Origin of the sequence: Alteromonas sp. CyTr2 (assembly GCF_947311905.1) — a bacterium.
Taxonomy (GTDB): domain Bacteria; phylum Pseudomonadota; class Gammaproteobacteria; order Enterobacterales; family Alteromonadaceae; genus Alteromonas; species Alteromonas macleodii.
Genome location: NZ_CAMZMZ010000011.1, coordinates 23,228 through 47,988 on the forward strand (window position 1 = coordinate 23,228; position 24,761 = coordinate 47,988).

Consider the following 24,761-nt stretch of genomic DNA (forward strand, 5'->3'; position numbering starts at 1 on the left):
AAGGAGTAAATCGTGAAAATTGGAAGCATAGTTACTTTTGATGATGAACTCTTCTTTGACGGAGCGGTTCAGCTAAGTTGGTTTGAGAGAAGAAAGGAGCAAGCTCAACGGGCCGCGCAATCTTTTGTCTTTCATGGCCCTCGCTACCATGGTGCTAACGATGCCGCCACCGATGGTGTGGATAGCAGTTATCAACTCAAGGACACTGCAAGCTTTACTCGGGAGTTAATTGGTTCATTATTAAGCGGTGAAAGGGGGCAAGACACCAATCCATATTGGCTAGTCGTTGCCGGATATGGCTCGGGAAAATCACATTTAGCCCTGACGTGCTCTACTCTGCTATCAGCGCCCCAAAGTGAAGCTGCATCATCCATAGCGCAACATATTATTCAGGCCGATGCAGAGATAGGAAACAAAATTTCAGAGGACCTGGCGCTGTTAAAAAAGCCAGCACTAGTTCTTCCTCTCGATGGAATGTCAGGCTTTCATTTGGGGAATGCGTTAAGCAAAGCCGTTTTCAGCCAATTCAAGCTCTTAGACATTGATCCAACGCCGATACGTAACCTCTCCCCCAGGTTTAAAACGGCCGCGCAGTTCGTTGAAAGAAATTACTTAGTCCGCCAGGAAGAGTTTAACGATGTCCTTTCTGGCCTGACTCAAGATGAAATTATTCAGAAATTGAATGAAAACGATGAGAGCGTTTACGAAGGTGTTGATAGGGTTTATGAGGAGGCTAACGGCCATTCTATTCCGGTAGAAGGTCAGGAGTCAGCTCAGGACCTCATCGATACTCTGTGCAACTATTATTGCAGTGATGATGGGCCGTTTTCCCACGTCATTATTATGTTCGATGAATTCGGGCGCTATCTTGAGTATGCAGCTGATAAGCCACACCTAGCTGGTGACGCAGCGTTACAGCAAATTTTTCAAGGCATTCAGGATAATAGTGAAAAAGTTCGTTTTATCGGCTTTATTCAATATGAACTAAAGACTTATCTCAAGAGGTTTAGTGGCAATGGTTTGAGACAGTTGCAGCGTTACATCACACGATTTGATGCGGCTGAAAAATGGTATCTCTCTTCAAATCTCGAAACCATTTTCGCCCATATGATCAAAAAAGATGAGACGTTAATCGATGAACTATGGTTGAAGACTAACGCCGAAGTGGTTTATCAGCAGGCACACATTCGCCTGTCGAGTTGTTTGCCAGGGTTCTCCCGGTACCCTGTATGGCAAGATGGAAGACGTTTTAACGAAGTAATTGGTAGAGGCTGCTGGCCTTTACATCCTCTAGCGGTTTGGTTTCTAACGCGGCAAAAAGATGTTGTTCAGTCACGTTCGGCATTAACATTTATCAAAGCTATTGTAAGTCGCGTATCAGATGATGAGGCTGCACACGAGGGTAGGATACAGCAAGTAAGCGTTGCTGAGCTGTTATTGCAGAACATGTTATCTGAACTTGTGGCTGCTGAGCGTGATGCCGGAGGCACGGTTGCTGAGACACTACAAACATTGCTAGAAAAGTTTGGCGGACACTTAGATCAAACTCTTCAGTTAATTCTTGCTGGTACTGCGGCCTTAGAAAAAATGCGTATTGGCCGCCAAGCTCGAGAAAATGCGGAGGCCCTGATTTGTGAGGCCACATCATTAGATAGCCTGGTCGTAAAAGATGGATTAAAGAGCCTATCTGAATTAGGTGCGCTTGAGTGGAATAGTGACTTAGGGCAATTTGAGCTGTTAACTGACGGAGCAAGCAGAGCCCAATTCCAACAATGGCTGAGGAAACTTCAGCAGGATGTCAAAATAGGTGATATCTATAACTTATTTATGCGTTATGGCGCAAAAGAACAACCCCTTGCAGACATCGTCACAGATTTTGGGGCACTAAATCAAATTTCGACACCAGACTGGCGATTTGAATCATTACTGGCTCACCCTGGTAACATCTCAACCTGTATAAAGCAGGCCTTCAAAAACTGGTCAGAGGCATATTTACCAACAGATGCCAAAGGCAAAGTCATTTATTTCTACATTGGCAATGAAGACAATAGCAACGACTTGCAAAGCCAAATGCATGCTATGTTCGCCGAAGAATTGCAAAAGTGGGGGGTAACTAAAGCGCCGATTTGGGTGATTGGTATACGCGACAACCAATCATTAATTGGGACGAACCTGACAAAGCTACACCTGTTCGAAGAACAAGTCAGTGCTAGTGATCAAGAGAGGTTTCGTCGCTTTATCCCAGAAGAGGTTGAGCGAAGCAAAGAGGCACTTGAGACTGCGCTAAAAACTGCTTTGAAAGAGCGCCTGTACTGGGTTCCAGGGATAACGACTCTTACGGAGCAGAGACAAAAGCGGGTTGGTAGCGAAATATTCTCTACTATTTATACGCATCCAATCCCCTTTCCTTTTGATGGTTTTGCGACAAAAAATGGAACTGCCAAAGCTGATTGTGCGCAGCTAATGAGAGGTCTCGTTGCGCGTCAGGTTGACGGTAGTTGGGTCCAGTCTCAAAGGAAATCATTACATAATCGCGTGGACTCTCTGCTGGCAAAAACCTGGGGCAGCCTTCTTCCCTCCGGAGCGCTCGTCGCTCCTCGAGAGCCCAATACGAAAAGTATTTTCGATACGTTGGTTGAAGAGCATAAGAGCAAGACAGACTTAACGCTTGAGTCCAGTTACAAATGGTTGATATCTCCGCCGTACGGTATGTCGGCAGCTTCGGCAGGCATACTGATTTCCTTGCTAATCTCTCTTGATGTGCCACCTAGGCGGTTAGAGTATAACGGTGAGCTTCAATCGTCAGAAGACTGGCTGAAACTGGCTTTTCAAGGCAGGTCAAATGACTTGCAAGTCGATGTGTTGGCCAAGACAACGCTCCATTTCTTGTCTGAAAATGGCGAAACAAGGTGGCGTGCACTTTTACAAAAATGGGAGTCCGCGCAGGCATATGATGAAAAGCTAAAAGTCGCAGATGAAGCTAAATCTTTGTACAAAGCCGACCCTATTCCTGAAACTCTTGAAGGGCTCTATAGATATCATCTTGATGAGAGCGAAAAGGTCAAGGAACTCCTTCTAGCCAAGACGGATTTTCTGAAAAATGTCGAGCGCAGTCTCGCGAACGCTGAGCGCACCGGAAGTGTAGAGGGTGCCTTAAAAGCTGCGAAAAAAGTATTATTTACGCGTGATGAGTTAGTTGGCAATGGTTTATGGCCTGAAAGTCTGATTACAGAGGCAGATAATTTATTAAACTTCGTGCATGAGCTTATCTCAAGTAATCTGAGAGAATGGATCCTTCGTCAGGTTTGTCAAAGTGTTGTAAATCTCGCGGATTTCCGTGCTAAGACGGAGTCGTACATTAATACAATAAAAAAACTGGGTTATGAGAAGGAGTCTAAAGCGCTTCATGCTCAAATGACCAGTTCGATAAATCGAGTTGAAAAGCTCCAAAGCTACCAATTAACACTCGCAGAGTGCGAAGATTACCCAAGACAGCCCGCTCCAACAGGTACAACACCAGTAAAAGAATTAAGGGACCAGGTTGCTCGTGGCGAAGAGCTTATTAAAGCGATCACATCAGCAAAAAACGTTCTGACAAGTGAAGAGATTAGTGCTTACGTTACAGCAATTAAAGCAAGACAAGACACGCTGAAGAAGGCAGATAAAGAGAGACGTGAGGAGCTAGGGTTGCTATATGAAACACCTAAAAGTGAACAAGCTCTCGCAGAGTTGCTTTCTAGAGCCCGCGTGTTGCATCAGTGCTTTCTCGGTACGCGTGACGAGACAGATATTAGTGAAGTCATATATCAACTAGAGCACATAATAAATGACATAACTTTGTGGCCCTCTAGTGAGATGAGTGCCGACAGGTTAGAAGCTTTACTTTTAGCACAAATACAGCAACAAGAGGCCATATTTTCAAAAACATTGGAAGAGCAGGATCTAGAGCCGGCATGGCCTGATAATATCTATGAAATACTAGCCCATGAGCGTATTAACAATCTCGTAAAGCAGTCAAACAACTGGGTGCTATCAAGGACTACTAACATTTCTGAGATTAATCAGCTTAGTAAGCTGCAATGTGTTGAGCTAAAACGTGAACTTGAAGCAGCTCCAGGCTTTTTGACAGAGCACGATCGTAAAACGGTAGCAGATTTACTAAGTGAACTAGATGGTAGGTTAGACGCTATAGAGCGTGATGAAAATTTTCAAAACAATCATAATTGGCTCAGCCAATTTCCATCTTCTGAGAGAATTGCAAACCTTAATCAGGCGGAAACTAATAAGTGGCTTCAGCGTGCTGAGGCCGTGCCCTCGAGCATGGATGAAAGTGGTTGGGAGAAAATAGATAAAATCCAAAAAGAGCTGAAGTCTCGATTAGACAATTTATCGGCAGAAGACATTATTCAAAGAATAATACAGTTACCAGAGAGACAACAAAGGGAAGTATTGGAGCTATTACTTAAAGAGTTAAACCCCATATCTTGAAGTATGTACTTTTATACAGTTTTTTTTATTACACTTTATAAAAAGCACTATTCAATATAAAATTATAATTGGACAAACTCTCCAGAGGTTATAACGAATGGAACCTAAGTTTTCAGGGCATGAGACTTTTCCGCTTAGATATGGGTGGTTATTTAAATCCGCAAACTTGTTGAATATCAAAGGGAATTTGAGTACCTCGAGTGCTAAAGATGTACAAGAAGCTATTGTCGAACTCGGCGTGGGTAAAAACATGGTGAGTGCTATTCGATACTGGAGTGAAGCTTGCTCTATAGTTAAAACACTGAAAAATGATGCTTCTCAATCGTTAACAGATATCGGAAGATATCTATTTCTTGCTTCGAATGATGAACTTACTACAGGAAAAGTGGGAGTTGCGAATGATCCGTTTCTAGAGCGCATTGGAAGTATATGGCTGATACATTTCTTACTAAACTTTGATGAGGATGTTCTCACCTCTTATCGCTATTTCTTTAATCTATCATCAATGCAAAATTTTGAAAAAGCTAAGTTGGTTTACGACATTGATAGAGAAATCAAAGTCTTGTGTGATAAGGAAGTGAAGGAAGGTACTATTAAAAAAGATGTCGACTGTTTCCTTCATACTTACTCAAGTAAGCCATTATCTAAAGGTAAAAAGAATGTTTCTATAGGTGAAGACCATTTTGCTTCACCTCTAATAGAGTTAGGCCTTATCCGCGATTTAGGCAAGAGCAACTATTCATCTATTTTAGATGAGCGGCCAAGCCTGCCTACCGAAATTTTCTCATATGCTTTATTACGCTTTGTTTCTGAAATCAAAGCATCTGAAACAGCTGGTTTTGACGCATTGTTATCAGATCAGTGTTCTCCCGGTAAGATTTTTAGGCTTTCAGAAAGGGGCTTAGGCGTACAGTTAGACAATGCGGTAAAGCAATATCCTAATTTGTTCGAAGAAACAGATACGCAGGGAATGCGACAGGTGAGGGTTTTGAAAACGTTCAATGAAAAAGAAACCTTCCAATTTATCTTGGACGATTATTATAGAGGCTCGAAGTGATAACGATAAAGCAAAATTATAAAAGCTCTACAAGGATTGATGGCTTAGTAGATTCAAAGCAATTTATAGACAATATTGTTTTGCATGGTACAGCGCTGAGTACGTTGGAAACGTTAGGAAAAGAAGTAAAGAATACTAATCAGCGTTGCTTCACCCTTACCGGAACATATGGAACGGGTAAGTCTACGTTTGCTCTATTTATGTCGCTACTATTGTCTGCAGATAAAAAAGTGAGAAGTTTAGCCAGCAAAAAGTTGTTAGCGACAAGTGCTGATAGCACTTTTAGTAAAGACTTTAAGGTAAAAAAAGGTTGGAAAGTTGTAAAGCATGTATGCGGCTTAGGCGCTCCTGCAGAAGGCTTAGCAAATAGCGTTTTAAGTGCCCTACAAGGTAACATGGCACCGTCTAGCGAAGACGATCACTTCTATGTCGAGCTTATTAAATCTGCACTAAACTCGCACGATGAGGGCGCTGATGGTGTTTTGATTTTACTAGATGAGATGGGTAAAGCCCTAGATTATCAATCTCGAGAAAACAAAGACCTGCACTTTTTTCAAGAACTATCTGATGCTATCGAGAAAAGCAAAAAGCCAGTGGTCCTAATAGGTTTTCTTCATCAGTCATTTGCGGAATATGCACGCTCTATGACATCTCACATTCAGCGTGAGTGGGGGAAAGTACAAGGTCGCTATAGAGATATTGCTTATTCGCCTTCAATTGATGAATCGCTAATACTCATCGGTGAAACAGTAAAGGCAGATGATGGCCTAAAGCAAAAAATAGTTAACAAGTACGCCCATTTGGTTGATGTTGTAGCCAATTATTTGGGACAAGAGAAAAATATAACTAGTTCGTTAAAAAATGCGTTACCTATAGATCCTGTGGTTAGTTTATTACTAGGGCCTATATCTAAACGCTCATTTTCACAAAATGAGCGAAGCCTTTTTGGTTTCTTAGCTTCCAGTGAAAAGCTTAGTTTTAATCAGTTTATTACTACTTTTTACGCTGATGATGAATCAGCAGACGCCCTCAAACTTTATAACGCCAACCTTTTTTGGCAGTACCTGACCACAAATTTAGATCACATTATTTCATCTAGCCGAGATGGCAAAATATGGCTGGAAGCCAAAGATGCACTATATAGAGCTGCGTTAGATGGTGAAGAGCTTCACGAAGCGATAACTAAAACGGTCGCGTTAATAACGATGTTTGGTTATCAACATCAACTGTTCGCGTCGAGAGAGTTTTTAATTAGCTACTTCGAGCAGCTCGGCTACGAAGCTAAAAATGTAACTACTGCACTAGAAGAACTAGAAAGCTGGAAGGTTCTAATATATCGCGACTCACATCAGGCACTGACTATATTTCAAGGCAGCGATATTGACGTTAATGAACTTGTTACTTCGACAGTGGATGCCATCAAAGATGGTGTCGATTGGGTTTCGGAAGTTAGCTCAACTAAACACATATTAGCTTCGGCGCATTATCATCGAAAGGGCACGCTTAGATGGGCTGATGTCCAATTAGTTAATGAGCGTAGCGTGAATTTGATAGCTTCAAAGACTAGAAGTGCCTCGGAGAATAATGCGTTTGTAAACTTCTATGTTCCTACCTCAAAGTCTGCATTAGAACTTCTCAAAACGGTAGCTGCTGAACAGCCGCGAGTAATTTTTAGCGAAACCATCGCCTCAGAAAGTTTAAGGACGCTCGCAATCGAGCAAATTGCATTAAGAAATATAAGAGAGACCAATAAAACTTTAGTGCATGACAAAATTGCGAGAGAAGAGGTGGAGAGTAGGCTTCAAGCAAATGAGCGAGCTTTAGAAAACGAGTTAGATGCTTTGTTTGATAAGTCAGAGTGGCGCTATGAAGGGCGCAAATATTCTGATGTAAATCTAAGCACGACCGTTTCTGCCTTCGCTGATGAAATCTATAGTGAATCACCTGTAATCATTAACGAGCTAGTCAATAGAAATAAGCCTTCAGGTAGTGCAAACGCCGCAATTAAAAAGCTTGTATTGGCAATGGCCGAGAACTATGACGAAGAATTACTTGGTTTTCCAAGCGATACTTTTCCAGCTGAAAAAGGGCTCTACTTTTCTTGCTTAGCAAACTTTGGAATTCATGGCGCAATCGAGAATGGCTGGGGTTATCCAACTGAGATTGAAAATAGTGACGTAAATAACCTGTTTCGAAAAACTCACGAAACGCTAATAGCTGATACCAACGCTCCTGTCTGGCTGTCGGAAATAGACGATTATTGGGCTGCTGCGCCTTATGGTCTAACCAAAGGAATACGTTCCATTTGGCTAATGGCTTTTGTCATGAAGCACATGAAAAACTATGCGTTTTACGATAAAAATGAGGCTACCGGTGAAATTATTTTTATTACGCAACCTGATGATGAATTTGCTTTAAAACTTATTCAGAAACCACAGAACGTAGCAGTTCAGGCCATACACATAGACCAAGAAAAAACCGCTTACCTCAATAAGGTCGCGGAAGCATTAGATAGCGTAACTAATTCCGGACACGACTATTCTAAGGATGTTACGCCATTAAACATAGCAGAAGGGCTGGTAACTTTTTATTCTTCTTTATCAAGCTACACAGTTGCTACAAAAAACGTAACTAAAAAGGCTAGGAAGTTTTTAGAAATTACTAAAAAAGCGTCTGACCCTAATGCTTACTTATTTAAGGCCTTACCTGAATTACTAGAAACCGACGTAGATAGTATTTCTGTACAAGATGTTGAAGATATCTTGCGTACGCTTAAGAACGCACATGATGAGTTGCTCAGTAACTTCAAAAAAACCATTGAAAAAGCGCTAGGAACTGGTTTGATTGAAAAAAGTACATGCACTGCGGTAATTGATTTTACTGATGACCATAAACTGAAATCGTTCGCGCAACGCTTAAGCGAGAGAAAAGAAAGCGACGACCGGTGGGTTTCAAACTTGATATCGTTGCTATCATCTAAATCGGAAAGGAACTGGGATGACCTTGCAATTAAACGTGCACAAGTAGCACTTCCAGAGCTAGTTGAGAAATATAAGATAGCAGCTCATCGTGCAAAATTTAGTGGTTTTGACTTCGCTGAGATTGAAAAAGAATTCAATGAACAGATAAAAGGAGTTACAAGTTCACTTAAAGGGCTGGAAATCGAGAAGAAGAAGACGTTGTTAGTTGCCCTACTTGATGAGTTAGAAAATGGAGCTGTAAAAAGTTGAGTTCGCAAAAAACGTTACACGTACTAGGTCTCTCCGGAGGTAAGGATAGTGCTGCACTCGCGATGTATATGCGTGACAATTATCCTGAGCTAGATATTCACTATTACTTTACAGATACTGGCAAGGAGCTGCCTGAAGTAAATGTTTTTATCGATAAACTTCGCGGTTACCTAGGTAAAGAAATAATCGATCCTTACGAAGAAGTATTTACGTCCAATCGTAAAAAGAAGGACTTCGATTATCACCTAGAGCAACATAAAAATTACCTGCCTTCTCCCCAAGCACGCTGGTGTACCATTCAAATGAAGTTAGTGCCATTCGAACAGTGGGTAAAGAAAAAAATCGAGGAAGAAGGCTACACTGAAATAGTATCTTACGTGGGTATCAGAGCTGATGAACCGGCCCGGGATGGGTTTCTGACCAATAACGTTACCGAAGAGTATATTACTATAAAGATGCCTTTCAGAGAGGATGGCTTAAATCGCCAAGATATTCTGAATATTTTGCAGCAGGCAGATTTATACAGTGATGATGAAGAGGTACAAGCTTTTAGAGAGTTAAAGCTTGGCTGTAATGGTATTGAGCAAAAGCTACCAGAAGAGCTGTTAGAACAACATTTTGAACAGCGATTGAAAGTGATAAAAGCAGACGAAAGTCATCCTTATTTCAGATCAAACATAAATGTCCAGACGTTGGCTAAAGTCGTTAGTGCCATGGACCAAGGTAAGCCCGGCTATTATGGGTGGAGATCGCGAAGCGGTTGCACTTTCTGTTTCTATCAGCAAAAAATAGAGTGGCTTCGCCTGATGGAAATTTATCCTGATGCATATGAAGAAGCTAAGCAATATGAAAAAGCCGCGGAAGATCAGCGACCTGATGGAACGTTTTACTGGTTAGGTAAAGGTACCCCTCTTTCAGTTCTTGAAGATGAAGAACGAAAGCAGATGATCCTAGAAAACCATAAAAAGCGTTACGACCGCTTCATTAAAAAGCAAGAGCGACAACGTTCTAGGAATCCGTTACAAAAAATAATCTACTTCTCTGATGTAGACGTGATGGATGAAATCTACGATCAAGCAGAAGGCGGCGGCGCTTGTGTTACTTGTTATAAATAAACTACGCACCTTCAATAAAAGTTTGTAATTTCGAAACTAAAGTGCTGATGTCGTGTTTTGTTGTATTGAAATCAAAGCTGAGTCGAATTGTTCGCTCAGCTTTTTCTCTATCTAGGCCTATAGCTTTCAATACGTGTGAAGCCTCGATCTCTTTTGAGGAACATGCTGATCCTTGGGCTAACGAGAAGTCTTCGCTGTGAGCCAGTAAAAACGTAATTACATCAACTTCCGGCAATGTGAGTGAAACAATGTGAGGTAGTTTGTTTTCACCATTGATAGTGTATTTGATGCTTTTGCTTTTTAATTCACGCTCTAGATGTGCGTTGATTTGGGCAAAATCTGCGCTAACGTAATATTTTGGAAAAATGGTGCATGCTTCCCCTAAACCAGAAACTAAAGGGGTTGCAACAGTTCCACCTCTTATCCCTATCTCTTGCCCTGCGCCATGAATGACGGGCAGAACATCGATATCACGGGCATCTCTAATATAAAGTGCCCCTATACCTTTAATTCCCCCAATTTTATGGGCGGACAGAGACAGGAGATCAATATTCATGTCATCGACATCGATTTCTGTTTTGCCAAAGCTTTGCGCTGCATCTGTATGAAACAAGGTTCCGTTTTGAAAGCATAGCTCACCTATTTCACTAATAGGGTTTAGAGTTCCGAGTTCATTATTAACATGCATGATACTGACGAGCGCGGTGTCACCTCGGAGCGCGGTTTTAACTGTATCTACTGAAATTTTCCCCGTAGAGTCTGGCGACAAGTACGTTACTTCATAGCCGCAAGACTCTAAGTAGCTACATATACTCAGAATACATTTATGCTCTATTTTACTCGTAATAATATGTTTTTTATTCTTAGCTAAATCGCAATTTAACAGGCCTTTTAACGCTAAGTTGTTTGATTCAGTTGCACCGCTAGTAAAGATGATTTCACTTGGGGTTGCCCCAATCATTTCAGCTATTTGCTCGCGCACTTTTTCTATTCCATCAGCTGCCATAACTCCTGCAGCATGGTCTGAAGATGGGTTTGCGTAATGCGAGGTAATGGTACCAATGACTTTCTCTTTCACTTCATCAAGTACGGGAAAAGAGCCTGCTGAATCGAAATAAATCATTGCTATTGACCTTGGGTTGGTTTGGGAGTCAGACGAATTCGTTTTTGTTTTCTAGCACCGGAGCGCTATGTTCATTCAAGTGATAGTCAAAGAAATCAACATCTTGATCAGCCATTTTGATTTTAACTCGCTCTTTCAAAGTAGGAGCGTTACTTTCCTCAAAATTGTCATAACCAAGTAGTGTAAGTTTACCTGAATTTATATGGATTTTAATTAGCTGTATGTCTTCTAGTTCACCATAAAGTTGCAATGCTGAGCTTACATAAACTCTCAATAGTGGGGAAAGTAAGTCTAAGTATTGCTTATGGAAAGTTAGGGAATGTGGTTTTTCGAACTCTTCTGCCAATACGCTTTTAGGCAAGGTTTTGTGGGCCTCTAAGCATTCGGCCTCAATCATCTCTACATCTGCTATTTGAAAGAGAAGTTCTTTCGCTAACCTTTGGGCGTTTTTGTTAGTGTCGAAGAAAGCTTTTATGTCACGTTTGGTTTGCTCTGGTTGATATTTGTATGGCTTTCTTTGTCCAAAATGGCCTACAGCGAAGTAAACTAGCAAGTCTTCCGTTCGCATTTGCTGCGCAATAGCAAAGTCATCATTGCCATAAAAGTTTAGGCACAGCCTAAACGCTTTTTTCATGGTACCAACTAGTTCTATTAACTCGTCAGCTTTAATAAACTCGTCTTTCGCTGGAGCCCGCCCTAACAACAAACATGTTTTCCAGTATTCTTCGAAAAGCTCGCTGTGCTTGGTAAATAGAAGCTGTGTATTGGCTTCTTTGATATCAATAGGTTTAGACTTCTGTTCCCAAGTTCGCGTTCGCTTATGTCGGTTCTGAAGATAATCTTGTTCTAAGTATTTATCTTTGAAAACGAAATATATGCCAGGGGCTACTGCAATGGCTGACTCATCTAAGCTCAGCTCAATGAACATTTTTAGTTCGCTTTGCGTGAAGTACTTCTGAAAGGTATTTCGACTAGTGATAATGCCATCTTTGTATGGTGTAAACTTAGCGAGATAGTTTTCGTTCGCGAGCATGGCCGAGATAACAAGCAGCTTATCGGTAAGGGCCCATGCGCCTTGGATAGCTTCCATGCGCTCGTTTCTTTCTTCTATAACATTAATTACGAAACCAATGTTAACCAAGTCAGCGTTTACTTTGTCTGCGTCTGGTAGAAAATTCGGGTCCCATCCAAGGGCGTCAAGCCCATGCGCTTCAAGCTCTCGAAGATCATCGCCTCTGCCACAACCATAATCAAAAATTGAGTACTGACCTTCTAAAAAACCGTGCTTTGCCAATACCTTCATCGGTGCGGAGAGTTCGTATCGAACTATTGCTGTTTTATCGCGCTCTATTTTTTTCTTATCGTTGTCTAGCAGTAAAGCAGAGTTTCGAAACAAGCGCCCATCAACCAGTTCATACCCATGGGTATTTATCAGTGCTTGCCAAGATGCTTTAAACCCAATGTGACGCGAGTTTTCATAAAGGCCTGCTTGTTCACCTTCTTCGGTGATTTGTTTGAATTCTTCAAACTGAGGGTGGTCTGGCAAAACCATGGTTTCTTTACGATGAAGAATAGGCGGGTTATCGTAGTTAGAATAGTCTGTTACTTTGTGCGTAAGCTTTTGCAGGTCTACCGTTACACTCTGCTTTAACGCGGGGTAAGATTCTTCTTCGAAGGTAGGATAGTGCAGTAGGCTTAATGAAAACTGTTTCCTAGACAACTTTATTAAATTCCACTGCTCCCTTGGAATCTTAAGCGCCTTACCAATAGCCAATATAACATTTCGTAGTTTGTCGGGAAGTTGCGGCAATGTACTGTCATGAACATAAATGGCGTCGGGAAGCTTCTTCCCAATTTTCAATTCACCAACTAATGTTTTAAATAAAGCTGCGTCCACTATAAATCCTCTGCCAGTATTACCGCTTGATCACCAAATGCCTTTTTGCCCGGGTAACGTCTACCATTTTCGCTTTCGCTCATAATCTGTAGGTGTTTAAGCGGGTCGGTTAAATGAATACTGACATGAAGTGGCCTGTTATTACCATAGTAGTAAATTCGGTCGTAATTAAGCTTTTGCGTAATGAAACGAACGATATCGGAAGTTGGCATTCCTTCCACAAAGAAATCACACGCTGCGCCACCCCGGCTACATATTTGGGTATCAGCACTATTGGTTTCGTATGATGAATGCTGGTCGAGTGTAGGCGCGGTGCCGCTAGGTGATGCTTTCTGTATAAATTTTTTGAGAGAGAAAGAAGTGAAGCCGTAAGTGATTATTGGTTTTCCCAAGGTGCGGTTGATAGGTAGAAGTACTTCACCGACCAATTCTTCTAGTGCGAGTAACGAGCTATCAATAATAGGTTCATTAGATTGTAAAAAGTCGTGCTTGCTTTTGTACCAGTTTAATAAGCTTTGACCTAGTGGATGATCAAGTATTGAATAGCCAGCAGGTAAAGAGTAGAAGAATGCTCGACCGCGTTTCTCATAGGCAATGCCACCTCGTTCGCGTAGGTGCATTAGCTCGCAGTCGCTGATGTTCAATGCTTGTGCAGTTTCTTGGCTATTCAATTTGTGCATACGATCCATCATATTTCATTTTAAGACTCTTGGGTATATGACAAAACAATAATTAACTCTAAACATTATTTCCATAATCACTTTAAGGTTGACTTTGTTTTATTTTAACTTAACCTGTGTATGATTTTTAAAGTAATGTTGAGATTTGGAATGGAAAAGCATCAAAATTTAAACGAGCAAGCTTTCACGATGGTTGCAAAGTCATTATTAACTTACTTCACCTATTGCCTAAATGAATACTCTGGATACGAAACTCCTCGTATTGACTATGAAGCTGTTGGAAATGAACAATTTCTTGATATGTTAGAGCGGTTGTACCGATGTGGGATTAATGGGCAGGTTATTGAGGGGGATCTTGCCCCCAATGACTTAGATGACATTGAGAAGTTTGCGAAGCTAGAGAGTGTCATAGATGTTCTTACACAAAATGGCACTTGCGCCACTCTATTCCATGCCTTATCAGGGCGGCTAAAACTATGCCTACACGAAGGAATTCCAATCGAAGATATTTACGATACAACGTTTCATATCAGCCATGAAAATGCGCTTTCTGTTAGAGAACTAGTTGCTCTTTCGAACACTAGTGAAGGTTCTGTACGAAATGAGCTGTCTAAGATGCCAGCCAGTGCTTTTAGTAAAGAAGCCACAGGTAAGCAATTATTGAAAATTGAAGAAGCATCTGAATGGCTGAAGTCGCGCAAAGAATATAAGCCAACTAAAAATTTGTCAGGGATGACGGGATTAGAAAAAGAGTATGTTAATGTTCCGGTTGCCTCAGACGGCACTTATTTTTCTTATACTTGTGCTTATAAAAGAGGCGGTTATACCGTTGGTGAAAAAGGCGATGAAATTAAAGTTGAGTCTTTTGATGAGGCCCTGGACTATTTAATAAACATGCCGCACGCAAAATGGCGTAGGCCTAATGCGGCTGGAAATTATGGCATTGTCAGTGCTGTTGAATGGAAGCGAATACCGAGAATTGAATTGAATAAAGTGTTGTAGATTTTTGTACGTGGTTGAGCGCAATGAAGCGCTCAACTAATTTCAAACGAAAAAGTTGTCTTAAGGAAAAGCTACTTAACTTCCAAGTATCTGTAGGTTTTGTATTCACTATTACAGAATAAGTCTACGTGTGAGTCGGCTATCACATTACCATCACCATATAGGCCCCATGATTTGAAGCCGGTGTAACCACCGAAGCTATTTTTGGCATTCACATCAAAACACACATATTGGATAGCGCCTTCTAAGAGTTCAGGATTTTGTTTAACTGAGTCTGTAGTAATTTCAGCTATGCGAATATTTCTATACTCCGCTGAGCTTGGGTCTTTAAGCACATAGGTCATTAACTCTTTTGTCTTTGAAATAATTTCGCTGTCGTCCATATTGTAAAAAACGTTATGGATAGGAGAAGTGAGATGTTTTGGTGTAGCAATACAGCCCGCTAAAAGAATAAGAGAAGAAACGCCTAGCGGTAGCTTAAAAAAAGAGCTGATTTTCAATTAGATACTCCACAGATTGAACGTGACAAAAATGGGCGCGGAGAGTATCAGTATTTAATTGTATTGACTAGTAATTCAAGGCTAGGTTTATGCACTAGTCCTCACAATTTATTCAGCTACTTTCTTCATCTTGCCATTATCTGGATGCACCCTTGCAATGCGCGTTTGTAAATAGCAATAATTATCATTTAAATTAGCTTTAATTTATCTTATACTCCCCCGCCGTAAAGTTCTTAACCCTTCATAACCAAATAACAGAGAAAACCATGAAATTAAGCAGTTTATTTGCACTAACGCCTATCGCGTTTGCTTTGTCGGTAAATGCGCAAACAACTCAAAGCGATACAGTAGAAGTTAAAGAAGCAGACGTAGAAAAAATTCGTATTGTAGGTGTTCGCCAAAACCGTGTTAGCCGCGGTGCAACTGGCTTAACCATGGAAATCAGTGAAACGCCTCAGTCTATCAGTATTCTTTCTGAAGACCTTATGCAGTCGTTCGGTGCGTTCAACATTAACGACGCACTAAAGCTAGCACCAGGTATTAACGTAGAGGAGTGGGAAACTAACCGTACTAACTACACCGCACGTGGTTTTGAAATTAAAAACACCCAAATTGATGGTGTAGGCCTGCCTAACGACTGGGGTATTGTTACCGGTTCGGTTGAAGCTTACGGCTACGAAGAAATTGAAGTTATTCGTGGTGCGAACGGCCTGCTTACTGGTGTAGGTAACGCGTCAGGCACCATCAACTATGTGCGCAAGCGTCCTACTAACGAAGAAGGCGGCGAAGTGGGTGCAAGCATTGGCTCTTACAACTTCAAGCGCGTTCAAGGCGATTACTCTATGCTGCTTACAGAAGACGGCAGCTGGGCGGCGCGTGTAGTAGGTAGCTTTGAAGATAAAGAGTCTCACCTAGATGGTTTAGAAAACGATCGCGGCTTTGTATACGGCGTTATTGATGGTCAGCTAACTGATAACGCTACGATAACCTTCGGTTTGTCATACCAAGATGCCAATACCGACGGCAACACGTGGGGCGGGCTAGTATTCAACTATACCGACGGTACGCAAGCTGAGTGGGATATTAATGACACCACTACGCAAGAATGGACCAAGTGGGATACTGAAACCACTAACGCCTTTGTTGAGCTAGACTATGAGTTCGACAACGATTGGCAATTGCTACTTAGCTATAACTTCCGTGGCTACGAAGATGAAAGTAAGCTGTTTTATGCTTACGGTGCCATTGATAAAGAGACTGGCCTTGGCTTAGTTGGCTGGCCAGGTCGTTACGATTCTGAAATTGACTCTCACCTGTTAGAAGGCCGTGTATTCGGTGATTTCGAGCTGTTTGGTCGCAGCCATGAAGTTAACTTTGGTGTAAGTCACGCTACTAGCGACGACGTGTCTTTTGTTCATGCGTTTGACTACGCTACTACTCCTGCATACGGCCCAACACCTGCATTCCCGTACGGTTTGGATGCGATTGCTGAGCCAGAGTGGTTAGGTGTGTCTGAGTACTCAAATATTGAGCAAACACTAACGCGTTACTTCGGCTCTGCTCGATTCAGCGTAACAGACGCAATGCACATCATTGCTGGTTTTAACGCGATCGACTTCGAGCGTACGGGCCAAAACGCAGGCGCGGTTATCGATAACTCAGAAAGCGAAGCCAGCCCTTATGTTGGTGCGACTTACGCGGTAACAGAAGATGTTAATGCTTACGTGAGCTACTCTGACGTGTACCAGCCACAAGAACAGTATGACGTAAACGGCCAATACCTTGACCCAACTAAAGGTAAGAACTTTGAAGCGGGCTTCAAGGCACAGTGGTTCGACGACAGACTACTAACAACATTCGCTTATTTCACCGCTGAACAAGATAACTTGGCAGCGTATGCAGGTACTAACCCTGAAACTCTTCAGTACTACTACAAAGGCGTATCGGTAGAGTCTGACGGTTTTGAAATTGAGCTAGCGGGTCAGTTAACTGATGATCTGCGCATTAACGCGTCTTACACCAACATTGATGTAGAAGACGAGCAAGGTAACGACGCTAACCTATGGGCACCACGTGATGTAGTGACGTTCCAACTAGGTTACACCGTACCGCAAGCGCCAGAAATTGAAGTAGGTTTTGGCGGTAGATGGCAGTCTGAAATCAGCAACGTTGACTACAATGTTAAGCAGGGCGCTTACTTCTTAGGCAATGTTTATGCTTCACATGCGTTTACAGAAGATTTCACCGTTCGCATGAACATCAACAATATCTTCGACAAGAAGTACATTAACAGCCTACATACGGTTGGTTACTACGGTGCGGGAATCAACGCTCAGTTGAGTGCATCATATACGTTCTAATATGAACCAAAACATGAATGACAAAAATGCGGCTTAGGCCGCATTTTTTGTTTGTGATCCATCATTAATGAAACAGTTTGCTTAGACTCTTAATTTAAATTTTTATTAATTGATTAAAATTAGACCAGTTGCTATTGTTTTAAAACGTTCAGAAGATGGAGTTTCAAATGAATAAACACTTAAACAAAGTGTTCCCAAATACCGTTAAGTTGACAGTACTAACGTTAGGTACTTTTCTTGGCGGCCACCTCGCCGCACATACCGATAAACAAAACTACGAAACAATTGACGTAGTGGGTGAGAAAACTTCTCCTCAACTGAAACGCGCATTCGACAAGCAACGTTTCGAGTTCCTAGAGTTGTATAACAGCATTAATGAGGTCGCAAAGTTCGACGTAATCTGTAAATACCACAAGCCAATTGGAAGCCAAATTGCCCGTAAAAGTTGCGAACCGCGTTATGTGAAAGACTTTCGTTCAATGATGATGCAAGTCTCGTCTACTGGCCCGGGGATCGATTTTAACCGCTTACCCAGCGATGACCATATTCGCTTTCTTACTAACGACACGAGAGAAGATGCTTTCGAGCATGTTGCAGCGTTGATTGCCACCCATCCAGAACTATTTGATAGCTTTACTAAACTAGACGCTATTCACCAGCGCATTGAGCAGCGTAAAGAAGAAGTTTACGAAGATTAATTCATGAAAATCACAGGAATTAAAATGAACCGTATTCTTAAAAAACATTTCGCACTAAGCGCTGCTTTGGCGCTTTTTTCACTAACCAGTGGCCACGCAATGGCCCAGTTAGATAAGCAGAAAGTAGAGCGAATTGATGTTGTGGGGCAGAAAACAACGCCTCAACTCGTAACAGCTTTTGAGCAAGAGCGCTTTGCTTTTTTGGAACTCTACAACGAAATTAACGACGTTGCTAAGTTTGACATGATATGTCATCGCAGTAAGCCCACCGGCAGCCAAATTGTGCGTAAGCATTGCGAGCCTAGGTACTTGAAGTCTTACAGGTCCATGATGATACAAAAAGCCAGCAACACGTCGACTAGCGATAATACGTACATCAACTTTGGTCTATTACCTCATGATGACGACATTAAATTTCTTACCAAAAATACTCGTGAAGAAAATCACGACCATGTTGCAGCATTAATCGCAACACACCCAGAGTTATGGGAAAGCTTCAAAAAGCTTGATGCTATTCACCGTAAAATAAAGCAGCGGGAAGAAGGCAACTAGCGCTGTTTGGTGCAGCTGTTTAACCTTTAAAAAATGCGGCTTAATGAAGCCGCATTTTTTGTATCAATTATAACTACTGATACTTCTTAAGCTCTAGTCGTGACACCATGCCTTTATGCACTTCGTCAGGGCCATCAGCTAAGCGAAGGGCTCTTGCACCAGCGGCAAATCGCGCCAGAGGGAAGTCGCTACACATACCCGCACCGCCGTGAATTTGTAATGCCATATCCACCACGTTTTGTAGCATATTCGGCACTACCACTTTAATGGCTGATATTTCGGTCATAGCATGCTTAACGCCTAAATTATCAATTTTCCATGCGGCGTGAAGCGTAAGCAAACGCGCTTGCTCAATAGCCATGCGAGCATCTGCTACCCGTTCTAAGTTGCCACCTAAGCGTATGATTGGTTTACCAAACGCAACCCGTTCGTGACCGCGTTTAAGTGCAAGCTCTAGCGCTTTTTCTGCCATGCCGATAGCGCGCATGCAGTGGTGAATACGGCCCGGGCCCAAGCGCCCTTGTGCAATAGCAAAGCCTTTGCCTAAACCCATAATTAGGTTGTCTTTGCTCACGCGCACATTATCGAAATGCATCTCCCCGTGGCCGTAAGGCGCATCGTAATCGCCGTAGGCATCTAGCATGCGCTTAATGGTAATTCCAGGTGTATCAAGCGGCACTACGACCATACTGTGGCGACTGTGCTTGTCGTTATCGGGGTTAGATAAGCCCATGAATATGGTTATAGCAGCGTTAGGATGGCCTAACCCTGTCGACCACCACTTTTTACCGTTAATGACTACATCATTGCCATCTTCAATAATGGTGGCGGCCATATTGGTGGCGTCAGACGAAGCAACATCAGGCTCTGTCATACCAAACACTGAGCGTATTTCACCTGCAAGCAATGGTTTAAGCCATTTCTCTTTTTGGGCGTCGCTGCCGAAGTGATACAGCACTTCCATATTGCCGGTATCAGGCGCATTACAGTTAAAAATCTCTGGTGCAAAGAGGTATTTTCCCATGCGCTCTGCCATAGGTGCATATTCAAGTGTGGTAAGGCCCTGGCCTAGCTCGGCATCGGGCAAAAACAGATTGGCTAACCCTGCTTCGCGCGCTTTAGCTTTAAGCGCTTCAGTTCCAGGGTGCAGCTTCCAGCTTTTCCAGTCGCCGTGATTATTCTCTTTGTGGTGAAAGTCGTAAACTTCATCTTCAATTGGCGCTATATGCTCGGCTATAAAATTATCGAGCTTCTCTAGTAAGGCTTTGGTTTTGTCGTTATGTGAAAAATCCATAGGGCACCTTTTTACATTCGTTGAAATTGTACTAATTAAATATAGAGAGTATTTGCTTCGCATCTCGCACTTGGGTCGCCGCAAGTTAAAATGTAGGGACTGTCTCTAAAGCGTGCGATAACTGTTCGTTAAACGCATAGTAGAGAAAGTTGTTAAGTGAATGAAATGAAATATAATCCTTAAATGGTGTGAATTTCATTCATGGTGGTGGCAATGTTCGAAAATAGACAATTCGAGAAGTTGGATCTAAACCTGCTAAAGGTTTTTGAAGCGCTTTGGCAGCATAGGAATATGACCCGCGTAGCTGAAGCGCTTCACATTACGCCATCGGCCGTTAGCCATGCCATGCGCAGGTTTAGGGATATTTTGGGCGACCCACTTTTTGTTAAAGAAAAACAAAGCATGTTGCCTACTGCGGCCTGCGAACGGTTAGCGCCCGCTATTCTAAAAGCCTTAAGTGATATTCGAAAAGCATTGGGGGAGTTTGCCGACTTCGACCCGTTACACAGCCATCAGCGCTTTGTTATTGCCATGCAAGAGTCTCTTGAATTAGGCGTTTTACCTGTTCTGCTTTCAACCCTTGAAAAACAAGCACCTAATGTCGAAATAGTAAGCACTCGCTTACATCGAGATACAATGCTGGCAGACTTAACAAATCGAAACCTCCACCTTGTTATTGATATTGGTCGCGCTGTTGCCGCGCCCATCTCTCACTCACTATTGCGCCGCGACACCTACAAGGTGCTTATGAATAAGCAAAACCCGCTGGCACAAAATATAGATAAGAAAAAGTATGTGGCGGCACGCCATATAACGGTGTCGAACCGGGCAAAAGGGGCGTCGGTAGAAGAAATTGCGCTGCAGCAACTAGGTATAAGCCGTCCTTCATTATGGCGTTGCCAAAACTATCGCGCCGCGGCAGATGTGGTGGCTAGTACTAACGCTTTGTTAACTTTGCCAGGCTCTGTGGCTGATGCGGTAAGCGATGATAACCTGATTAGCACCAAACTGCCGTATCAGCTTCCCGCGTTGGAAACACACCTTTACTGGCATAGCCAGCAGGAAGGCGAGCCCGGGCTAATGTGGTTACGCAATTTAATGCTACACTTGTTCGCTGAATCTGGTCTTACCAGATAGGTTCTGATAGGATTCAGCGCTATAGGCATTATCACGCAGCTCACACTTTGCCAGCGATTAGCGGGGTTTAGTGCTAGTGTACATGAGGTATGTCAGATACCACGGTTGGCGCGTGTTTTGGTGAAAAGGAAGCAGTAATGAATATTCACACACTTGCAGGCTACATACAGCATATTTATCTTGTTGAAGACAGCAAGGGGTTGCTATTGCTTGATGGCTGTAGCCGCGCCGATGTAGACAACGTGTGTCGATACATTACGCAAACCTTAGGTCGTCCGTTAAGTGACTTAAAGCTGATTGTGGTTACACACATGCACCCAGATCACGCCGGAGGCGCCATTAAACTACGTGAACGTACTGGCGCGCAGGTGGCATCTCATCCCAAAGCCATCAATTGGTATGCTGGGTTTGCTGGGCGTACTGCTCACGGTATAGATTTGTTGCTAACCTGGTGGGTGGCCAATCGTATTGGCAAGCCAAGAATGCCTATTTGGTACAATCCAATTCTAGCGCCAGACATGACGCTTGCCGACAATCAGTTGCTGCCCGGTTTTCCTGACTGGCAGGTTATGTACACGCCGGGCCATACCGACCACGATTTAACGCTAAAGCACATTCCCACGCAGCAGGCTTACATTGCCGATGTATTGGTACAGGTGAAAGGTGAACTAGTACCGCCATATCCGTTATGTCACCCAAACCAATACCGCGAAAGCTTAAAGAAGCTGGCCCAGTCACATATTGATACATTCTTTTGTGCTCACGTTCCGCCCACCAAAAAGTCGGATATCGATTTTGAACACGTTATTGAAAACGCGCCGCGCAAACCTAAGAATCACTGGCATTCCAGTAAAAATCGCATAAAGAAAAAGCTATTCAATAAGACTCGCGAGCATTAGTTTATTAGCCGTCGTTAGCGTTACTTATTTACGAAGCGGCGTGTTTAGCTGGCACTGCCCTTGCTTTTCCCCCTTAATAACCACATTAATCCTATAGGCATATCTATAATAACGAGAGGGCAATAATGTATAGGCTGCACTCTCTGGATATTATTTTTAAAGGTTTAGGTTTAAGGGAATAGGAACTGCAAAGGCAGAATACAAACAAAATAATGCAAAAAAATATCGCTACGCTTTTTGACAAGACTCGGGCAATGGCGTCGCTAACTGGCGACAAACTTAGCAGTGTGTTTAACAAAGAAACTCACAGATTCACCATTACTGGGCTAAGTCGAAGCGGTAAATCTATGCTGTTCACCAGCCTTATCACTATGCTGAAAAGCCGCAGTGAAGAGGGCTATGCGTGTTTACCTTTGCTACGTTATTTGCCGCCATCCCAAGTGCTTGATATGCGCATACAGCCCATTGAAGGCTACAAACCGTTCCCGCATATACAGAACATTGCTGATCTTGAAAACGGCCAGTGGCCTAAAGCCACCGAAGAAGCATTCGGTTTTAAGCTGGTGGTGCGTTTAAAAGAAACCGCCTCACTGAAGCGTCATGTATTGCCTCATAGCAATGTGGTGTTTGAGTTTATCGATTACCCTGGAGAATGGGTGACCGACATTCCCATGCTAAGTAAAACCTATGCTCATTGGTCAGACTCTGCGTGGGCTCAGCTTAGCAGTGGGCCGCAGCAGTATTTTGCCAACCAGTGGAAAGCGTTTGTTAATCAGTTTGATTTTGAGCAAGAGCCAACCGAACAGCGTATTCAGCTGCTGGTTAATGCCTATCGCGATTATTTAGTAGAAGCGAAGGCCAACGGCATATCTCTTCTTCAGCCGGGCAGTTTTTTATTGGAATCGAGCGACTTCGATTGGCAGGCCTTTGGTTTTACGCCGCTTCCGTCTAGCATCACCAGCGATGTATCACATCCTTGGTTTAAAATATTCGACAAGCACTTTGCTAAATTCCAAAGTGGGTGGTTAACGCCGCTGAAGCAGTCCATTTTCAAAGAAACAGACAAGCAGATTATTCTAGTCGATTTGTTTGAAGGGCTTAACCACAGCAGACAGCATTTGTATCAGTTAAAAGAAACTCTGAGTCATCTGGCCGACACCTTTGTGTACGGGCAAAGCACGTGGTTTTCACGCAATGTGCTGAAAAAAGAACAAATAGGCAGAGTGGCGTTTGTGGCCACTAAGTCTGATTTAGTGCCTGTAAGTCAGCGCGCTAACTTACTTAATTTACTTACCCAAATTACCGAAGGGGCGAGAGCACGGTTTGACGGTAAACCCATACAATTCGAGCATTTTTTAGTGTCTAGCATGCAAGTAACCGATGAAGGTAGTAATGATGATGCTATTCGTTACAAAGACACTGATGGCCGCTATGTAGAATCTACGTTCGAATCTATTCCCAGCACTTTGAAAGAGATGGAAGAGGGTAGCCACTTTCCAGTACCTGATGTGAGTGTACCTAGCGATTTTAAGGCGCGTATTTTAGCGGGTAAGGGCGTAGATAGATTGCTTCAGTTTTTACTGGGCAAAGGAGAGTAAGAATGAGCGATAAACCTTATACATTTGACGAAAGCCCAAAACAAACAAGCCAGTCTACGCTTAGAAGCGATGCAATTTACGGCGATGTCGGTGAGGAAGCGCAGCGCAACACGGCGACTGGCTATGGTAAACCCAACAATGACAGTGAAAGTGATGCGGTAACAAAACCACAGTACAAAACTAAAGTTAAAACACAAACCTTAGACATAGCGCAGCCTGAAACCAAACTTCCGCAACAAGTTACCGAGGATGTATGGGAAGTGGATACAAAAAAAGGTGGCCTGTCGTTAGGTGCGGCAACATTAGGGTTTGGCGTGGTTTCATTAATTGGATTTTTCGTATTTGAAGCTTATACCACCCTTGCGGCAAACGTTTCCGAGCACCCCATCGGTACGGGCGTACTGGGCGCGCTATTAGTTGGGTTTGTTAGCTGCTTTAGCTTTTTGAGTTTTAAAGAATGGCGAGGCTACAAGCAAGTAAATACGGCAATGGAAGATGCAAGCGTTATCCGAGACTTGCTGGCTAGTAATGGGAAAGAGCCTTCAGCGCAGAAAGAGCCTTCAGCGAAACAAAATCCATCAGCGGGAACAGAAGCATCGCCACAGAAAATAGATCGCGTGCTAAGCCAGCACGGCAAACGCTTTTCGCGGGGTTCTTACGCAGCGCATTGTTTCCACCGTTATAAGCAGCAACTTCAAGACGACATGACAGGCTCAGAAAGATTAGGCCTGTACGAAGACACGGTACTAAAACCGGTTCAGGAAAAGGCGCACAAGGTGCTGAATAAAGAGTCGGTGACCGCCGGAAGCCTTGCGTTTATAAGCCCAAATAATCTTATTCAAACTTTTGCTGTGGTATGGATTAGCTTTCGTACCATTCGTCGAATGGCCCGCGTGTATGGACTAAGGCCAAGTACAGCAGGGAACTGGAAGTTACTTAAAGTGTTGGCGCAAAACATTGCGGCGCAAGGCGTGTTTGACTTAGCTACCGACGAAGTTGCCAATCAAATTGGCGGCAGCTTGTCGGCGAAGTTTATGGAAAATTCTGCTGAAGCGATTGCTGCGGGCGCGCTCAACGCCCGTTTAGGGAGAGCGTTGATCAAGTTGCTTAAATAGCGCGTCTTGCCTGCTT

At 42.9% G+C, this 24,761-nt stretch carries 17 protein-coding genes; 12 read left to right on the forward strand and 5 right to left on the reverse strand.

What is annotated here, in order from left to right:
- Positions 1 to 12: 12 nt before the first annotated feature.
- The 4 genes from QME20_RS08205 to QME20_RS08220 all read left to right on the forward strand — a co-directional run bounded on the left by QME20_RS08205 (position 13) and on the right by QME20_RS08220 (position 9,890).
- Positions 13 to 4,488 carry a hypothetical protein gene (locus QME20_RS08205; RefSeq protein WP_281715757.1) on the forward strand — a complete coding sequence of 1,492 codons (4,476 nt, stop codon included), beginning with the start codon at positions 13 to 15 and terminating at the stop codon, positions 4,486 to 4,488.
- Positions 4,489 to 4,585: 97 nt separating this feature from the next.
- Positions 4,586 to 5,545, forward strand: coding sequence for a DUF4007 family protein (locus QME20_RS08210; protein ID WP_281715758.1), 960 nt, complete (start codon positions 4,586 to 4,588; stop codon positions 5,543 to 5,545).
- Positions 5,542 to 8,775, forward strand: a complete 3,234-nt coding sequence (locus QME20_RS08215) for a hypothetical protein (protein ID WP_281715759.1) — start codon at positions 5,542 to 5,544, stop codon at positions 8,773 to 8,775. Before QME20_RS08210 ends, QME20_RS08215 begins: the two co-directional genes overlap by 4 nt.
- A complete protein-coding gene (locus QME20_RS08220) occupies positions 8,772 to 9,890 on the forward strand; it encodes a phosphoadenosine phosphosulfate reductase family protein (protein WP_281715760.1) in 1,119 nt (372 codons plus the stop codon). The genes QME20_RS08215 and QME20_RS08220 overlap by 4 nt, the downstream gene beginning before the upstream one ends.
- 1 nt (position 9,891) lies before the next feature.
- On the opposite strand, the gene QME20_RS08225 is transcribed toward QME20_RS08220, so the two are convergent.
- From QME20_RS08225 to QME20_RS08235, 3 genes are read right to left on the reverse strand one after another with little or no spacing between them, the layout of a single operon-like run.
- Positions 9,892 to 11,013 (reverse strand): cysteine desulfurase family protein, encoded by a 1,122-nt coding sequence (locus QME20_RS08225; RefSeq protein WP_281715761.1) that lies wholly within the window; start codon positions 11,011 to 11,013, stop codon positions 9,892 to 9,894.
- A 28-nt stretch (positions 11,014 to 11,041) separates the two neighbouring features.
- The gene (locus QME20_RS08230) at positions 11,042 to 12,910 is read right to left on the reverse strand and encodes a DNA phosphorothioation-associated putative methyltransferase (protein ID WP_281715762.1); all 1,869 of its coding nucleotides are present in this window, start codon (positions 12,908 to 12,910) and stop codon (positions 11,042 to 11,044) included.
- A complete protein-coding gene (locus QME20_RS08235) occupies positions 12,910 to 13,590 on the reverse strand; it encodes a hypothetical protein (RefSeq protein WP_281715763.1) in 681 nt (226 codons plus the stop codon). Before QME20_RS08235 ends, QME20_RS08230 begins: the two co-directional genes overlap by 1 nt.
- Before the next feature lie 150 nt (positions 13,591 to 13,740).
- On the opposite strand from QME20_RS08235, the gene QME20_RS08240 reads away from it, so the two are divergent.
- Positions 13,741 to 14,592: a hypothetical protein gene (locus QME20_RS08240; protein WP_281715764.1), complete on the forward strand. Its 852-nt coding sequence runs from the start codon at positions 13,741 to 13,743 to the stop codon at positions 14,590 to 14,592.
- A gap of 71 nt (positions 14,593 to 14,663) precedes the next feature.
- Here the strand turns inward: QME20_RS08240 and QME20_RS08245 are convergent, their stop codons facing one another.
- Positions 14,664 to 15,092: a hypothetical protein gene (locus QME20_RS08245; protein ID WP_281715765.1), complete on the reverse strand. Its 429-nt coding sequence runs from the start codon at positions 15,090 to 15,092 to the stop codon at positions 14,664 to 14,666.
- A 266-nt stretch (positions 15,093 to 15,358) separates the two neighbouring features.
- Here QME20_RS08245 and QME20_RS08250 point away from each other — a divergent pair, with 266 nt between their 5' ends.
- From QME20_RS08250 to QME20_RS08260, 3 genes are all read left to right on the forward strand, one after another.
- Positions 15,359 to 17,452, forward strand: a complete 2,094-nt coding sequence (locus QME20_RS08250; protein WP_014947783.1) for a TonB-dependent siderophore receptor — start codon at positions 15,359 to 15,361, stop codon at positions 17,450 to 17,452.
- A gap of 167 nt (positions 17,453 to 17,619) precedes the next feature.
- The gene (locus tag QME20_RS08255; RefSeq protein ID WP_168463311.1) at positions 17,620 to 18,150 is read left to right on the forward strand and encodes a hypothetical protein; all 531 of its coding nucleotides are present in this window, start codon (positions 17,620 to 17,622) and stop codon (positions 18,148 to 18,150) included.
- 3 nt (positions 18,151 to 18,153) lie between these two features.
- Positions 18,154 to 18,702, forward strand: coding sequence for a hypothetical protein (locus QME20_RS08260; protein WP_230633750.1), 549 nt, complete (start codon positions 18,154 to 18,156; stop codon positions 18,700 to 18,702).
- Positions 18,703 to 18,775: 73 nt separating this feature from the next.
- Here QME20_RS08260 and QME20_RS08265 read toward each other — a convergent pair whose 3' ends face one another.
- A complete protein-coding gene (locus tag QME20_RS08265) occupies positions 18,776 to 19,996 on the reverse strand; it encodes an acyl-CoA dehydrogenase family protein (RefSeq protein ID WP_281715766.1) in 1,221 nt (406 codons plus the stop codon).
- Between the two features lie 213 nt (positions 19,997 to 20,209).
- Between QME20_RS08265 and QME20_RS08270 the strand changes: the two genes are divergently transcribed.
- The 4 genes from QME20_RS08270 to QME20_RS08285 all read left to right on the forward strand — a co-directional run bounded on the left by QME20_RS08270 (position 20,210) and on the right by QME20_RS08285 (position 24,745).
- A complete protein-coding gene (locus QME20_RS08270; RefSeq protein WP_075177690.1) occupies positions 20,210 to 21,133 on the forward strand; it encodes a LysR family transcriptional regulator in 924 nt (307 codons plus the stop codon).
- 137 nt (positions 21,134 to 21,270) lie between these two features.
- Positions 21,271 to 22,032, forward strand: coding sequence for an MBL fold metallo-hydrolase (locus QME20_RS08275; RefSeq protein WP_014947788.1), 762 nt, complete (start codon positions 21,271 to 21,273; stop codon positions 22,030 to 22,032).
- A 212-nt stretch (positions 22,033 to 22,244) separates the two neighbouring features.
- A complete protein-coding gene (locus QME20_RS08280; protein WP_168463313.1) occupies positions 22,245 to 23,630 on the forward strand; it encodes a YcjX family protein in 1,386 nt (461 codons plus the stop codon).
- Positions 23,631 to 23,632: 2 nt separating this feature from the next.
- Positions 23,633 to 24,745, forward strand: coding sequence for a YcjF family protein (locus QME20_RS08285; protein ID WP_281715767.1), 1,113 nt, complete (start codon positions 23,633 to 23,635; stop codon positions 24,743 to 24,745).
- The last annotated feature ends 16 nt before the right edge of the window (positions 24,746 to 24,761 follow it).

Coding starts and splice junctions, on each gene's coding strand:
- QME20_RS08210 (WP_281715758.1), top strand. CDS start 4,586: ATGGAACCTAAGTTTTCAGGGCATGAGACTTTTCCGCTTAGATATGGG.
- QME20_RS08225 (WP_281715761.1), bottom strand. CDS start 11,013: ATGATTTATTTCGATTCAGCAGGCTCTTTTCCCGTACTTGATGAAGTG.
- QME20_RS08235 (WP_281715763.1), bottom strand. CDS start 13,590: ATGCACAAATTGAATAGCCAAGAAACTGCACAAGCATTGAACATCAGC.
- QME20_RS08240 (WP_281715764.1), top strand. CDS start 13,741: ATGGAAAAGCATCAAAATTTAAACGAGCAAGCTTTCACGATGGTTGCA.
- QME20_RS08250 (WP_014947783.1), top strand. CDS start 15,359: ATGAAATTAAGCAGTTTATTTGCACTAACGCCTATCGCGTTTGCTTTG.
- QME20_RS08255 (WP_168463311.1), top strand. CDS start 17,620: ATGAATAAACACTTAAACAAAGTGTTCCCAAATACCGTTAAGTTGACA.
- QME20_RS08260 (WP_230633750.1), top strand. CDS start 18,154: ATGAAAATCACAGGAATTAAAATGAACCGTATTCTTAAAAAACATTTC.
- QME20_RS08265 (WP_281715766.1), bottom strand. CDS start 19,996: ATGGATTTTTCACATAACGACAAAACCAAAGCCTTACTAGAGAAGCTC.
- QME20_RS08270 (WP_075177690.1), top strand. CDS start 20,210: ATGTTCGAAAATAGACAATTCGAGAAGTTGGATCTAAACCTGCTAAAG.
- QME20_RS08275 (WP_014947788.1), top strand. CDS start 21,271: ATGAATATTCACACACTTGCAGGCTACATACAGCATATTTATCTTGTT.
- QME20_RS08280 (WP_168463313.1), top strand. CDS start 22,245: ATGCAAAAAAATATCGCTACGCTTTTTGACAAGACTCGGGCAATGGCG.
- QME20_RS08285 (WP_281715767.1), top strand. CDS start 23,633: ATGAGCGATAAACCTTATACATTTGACGAAAGCCCAAAACAAACAAGC.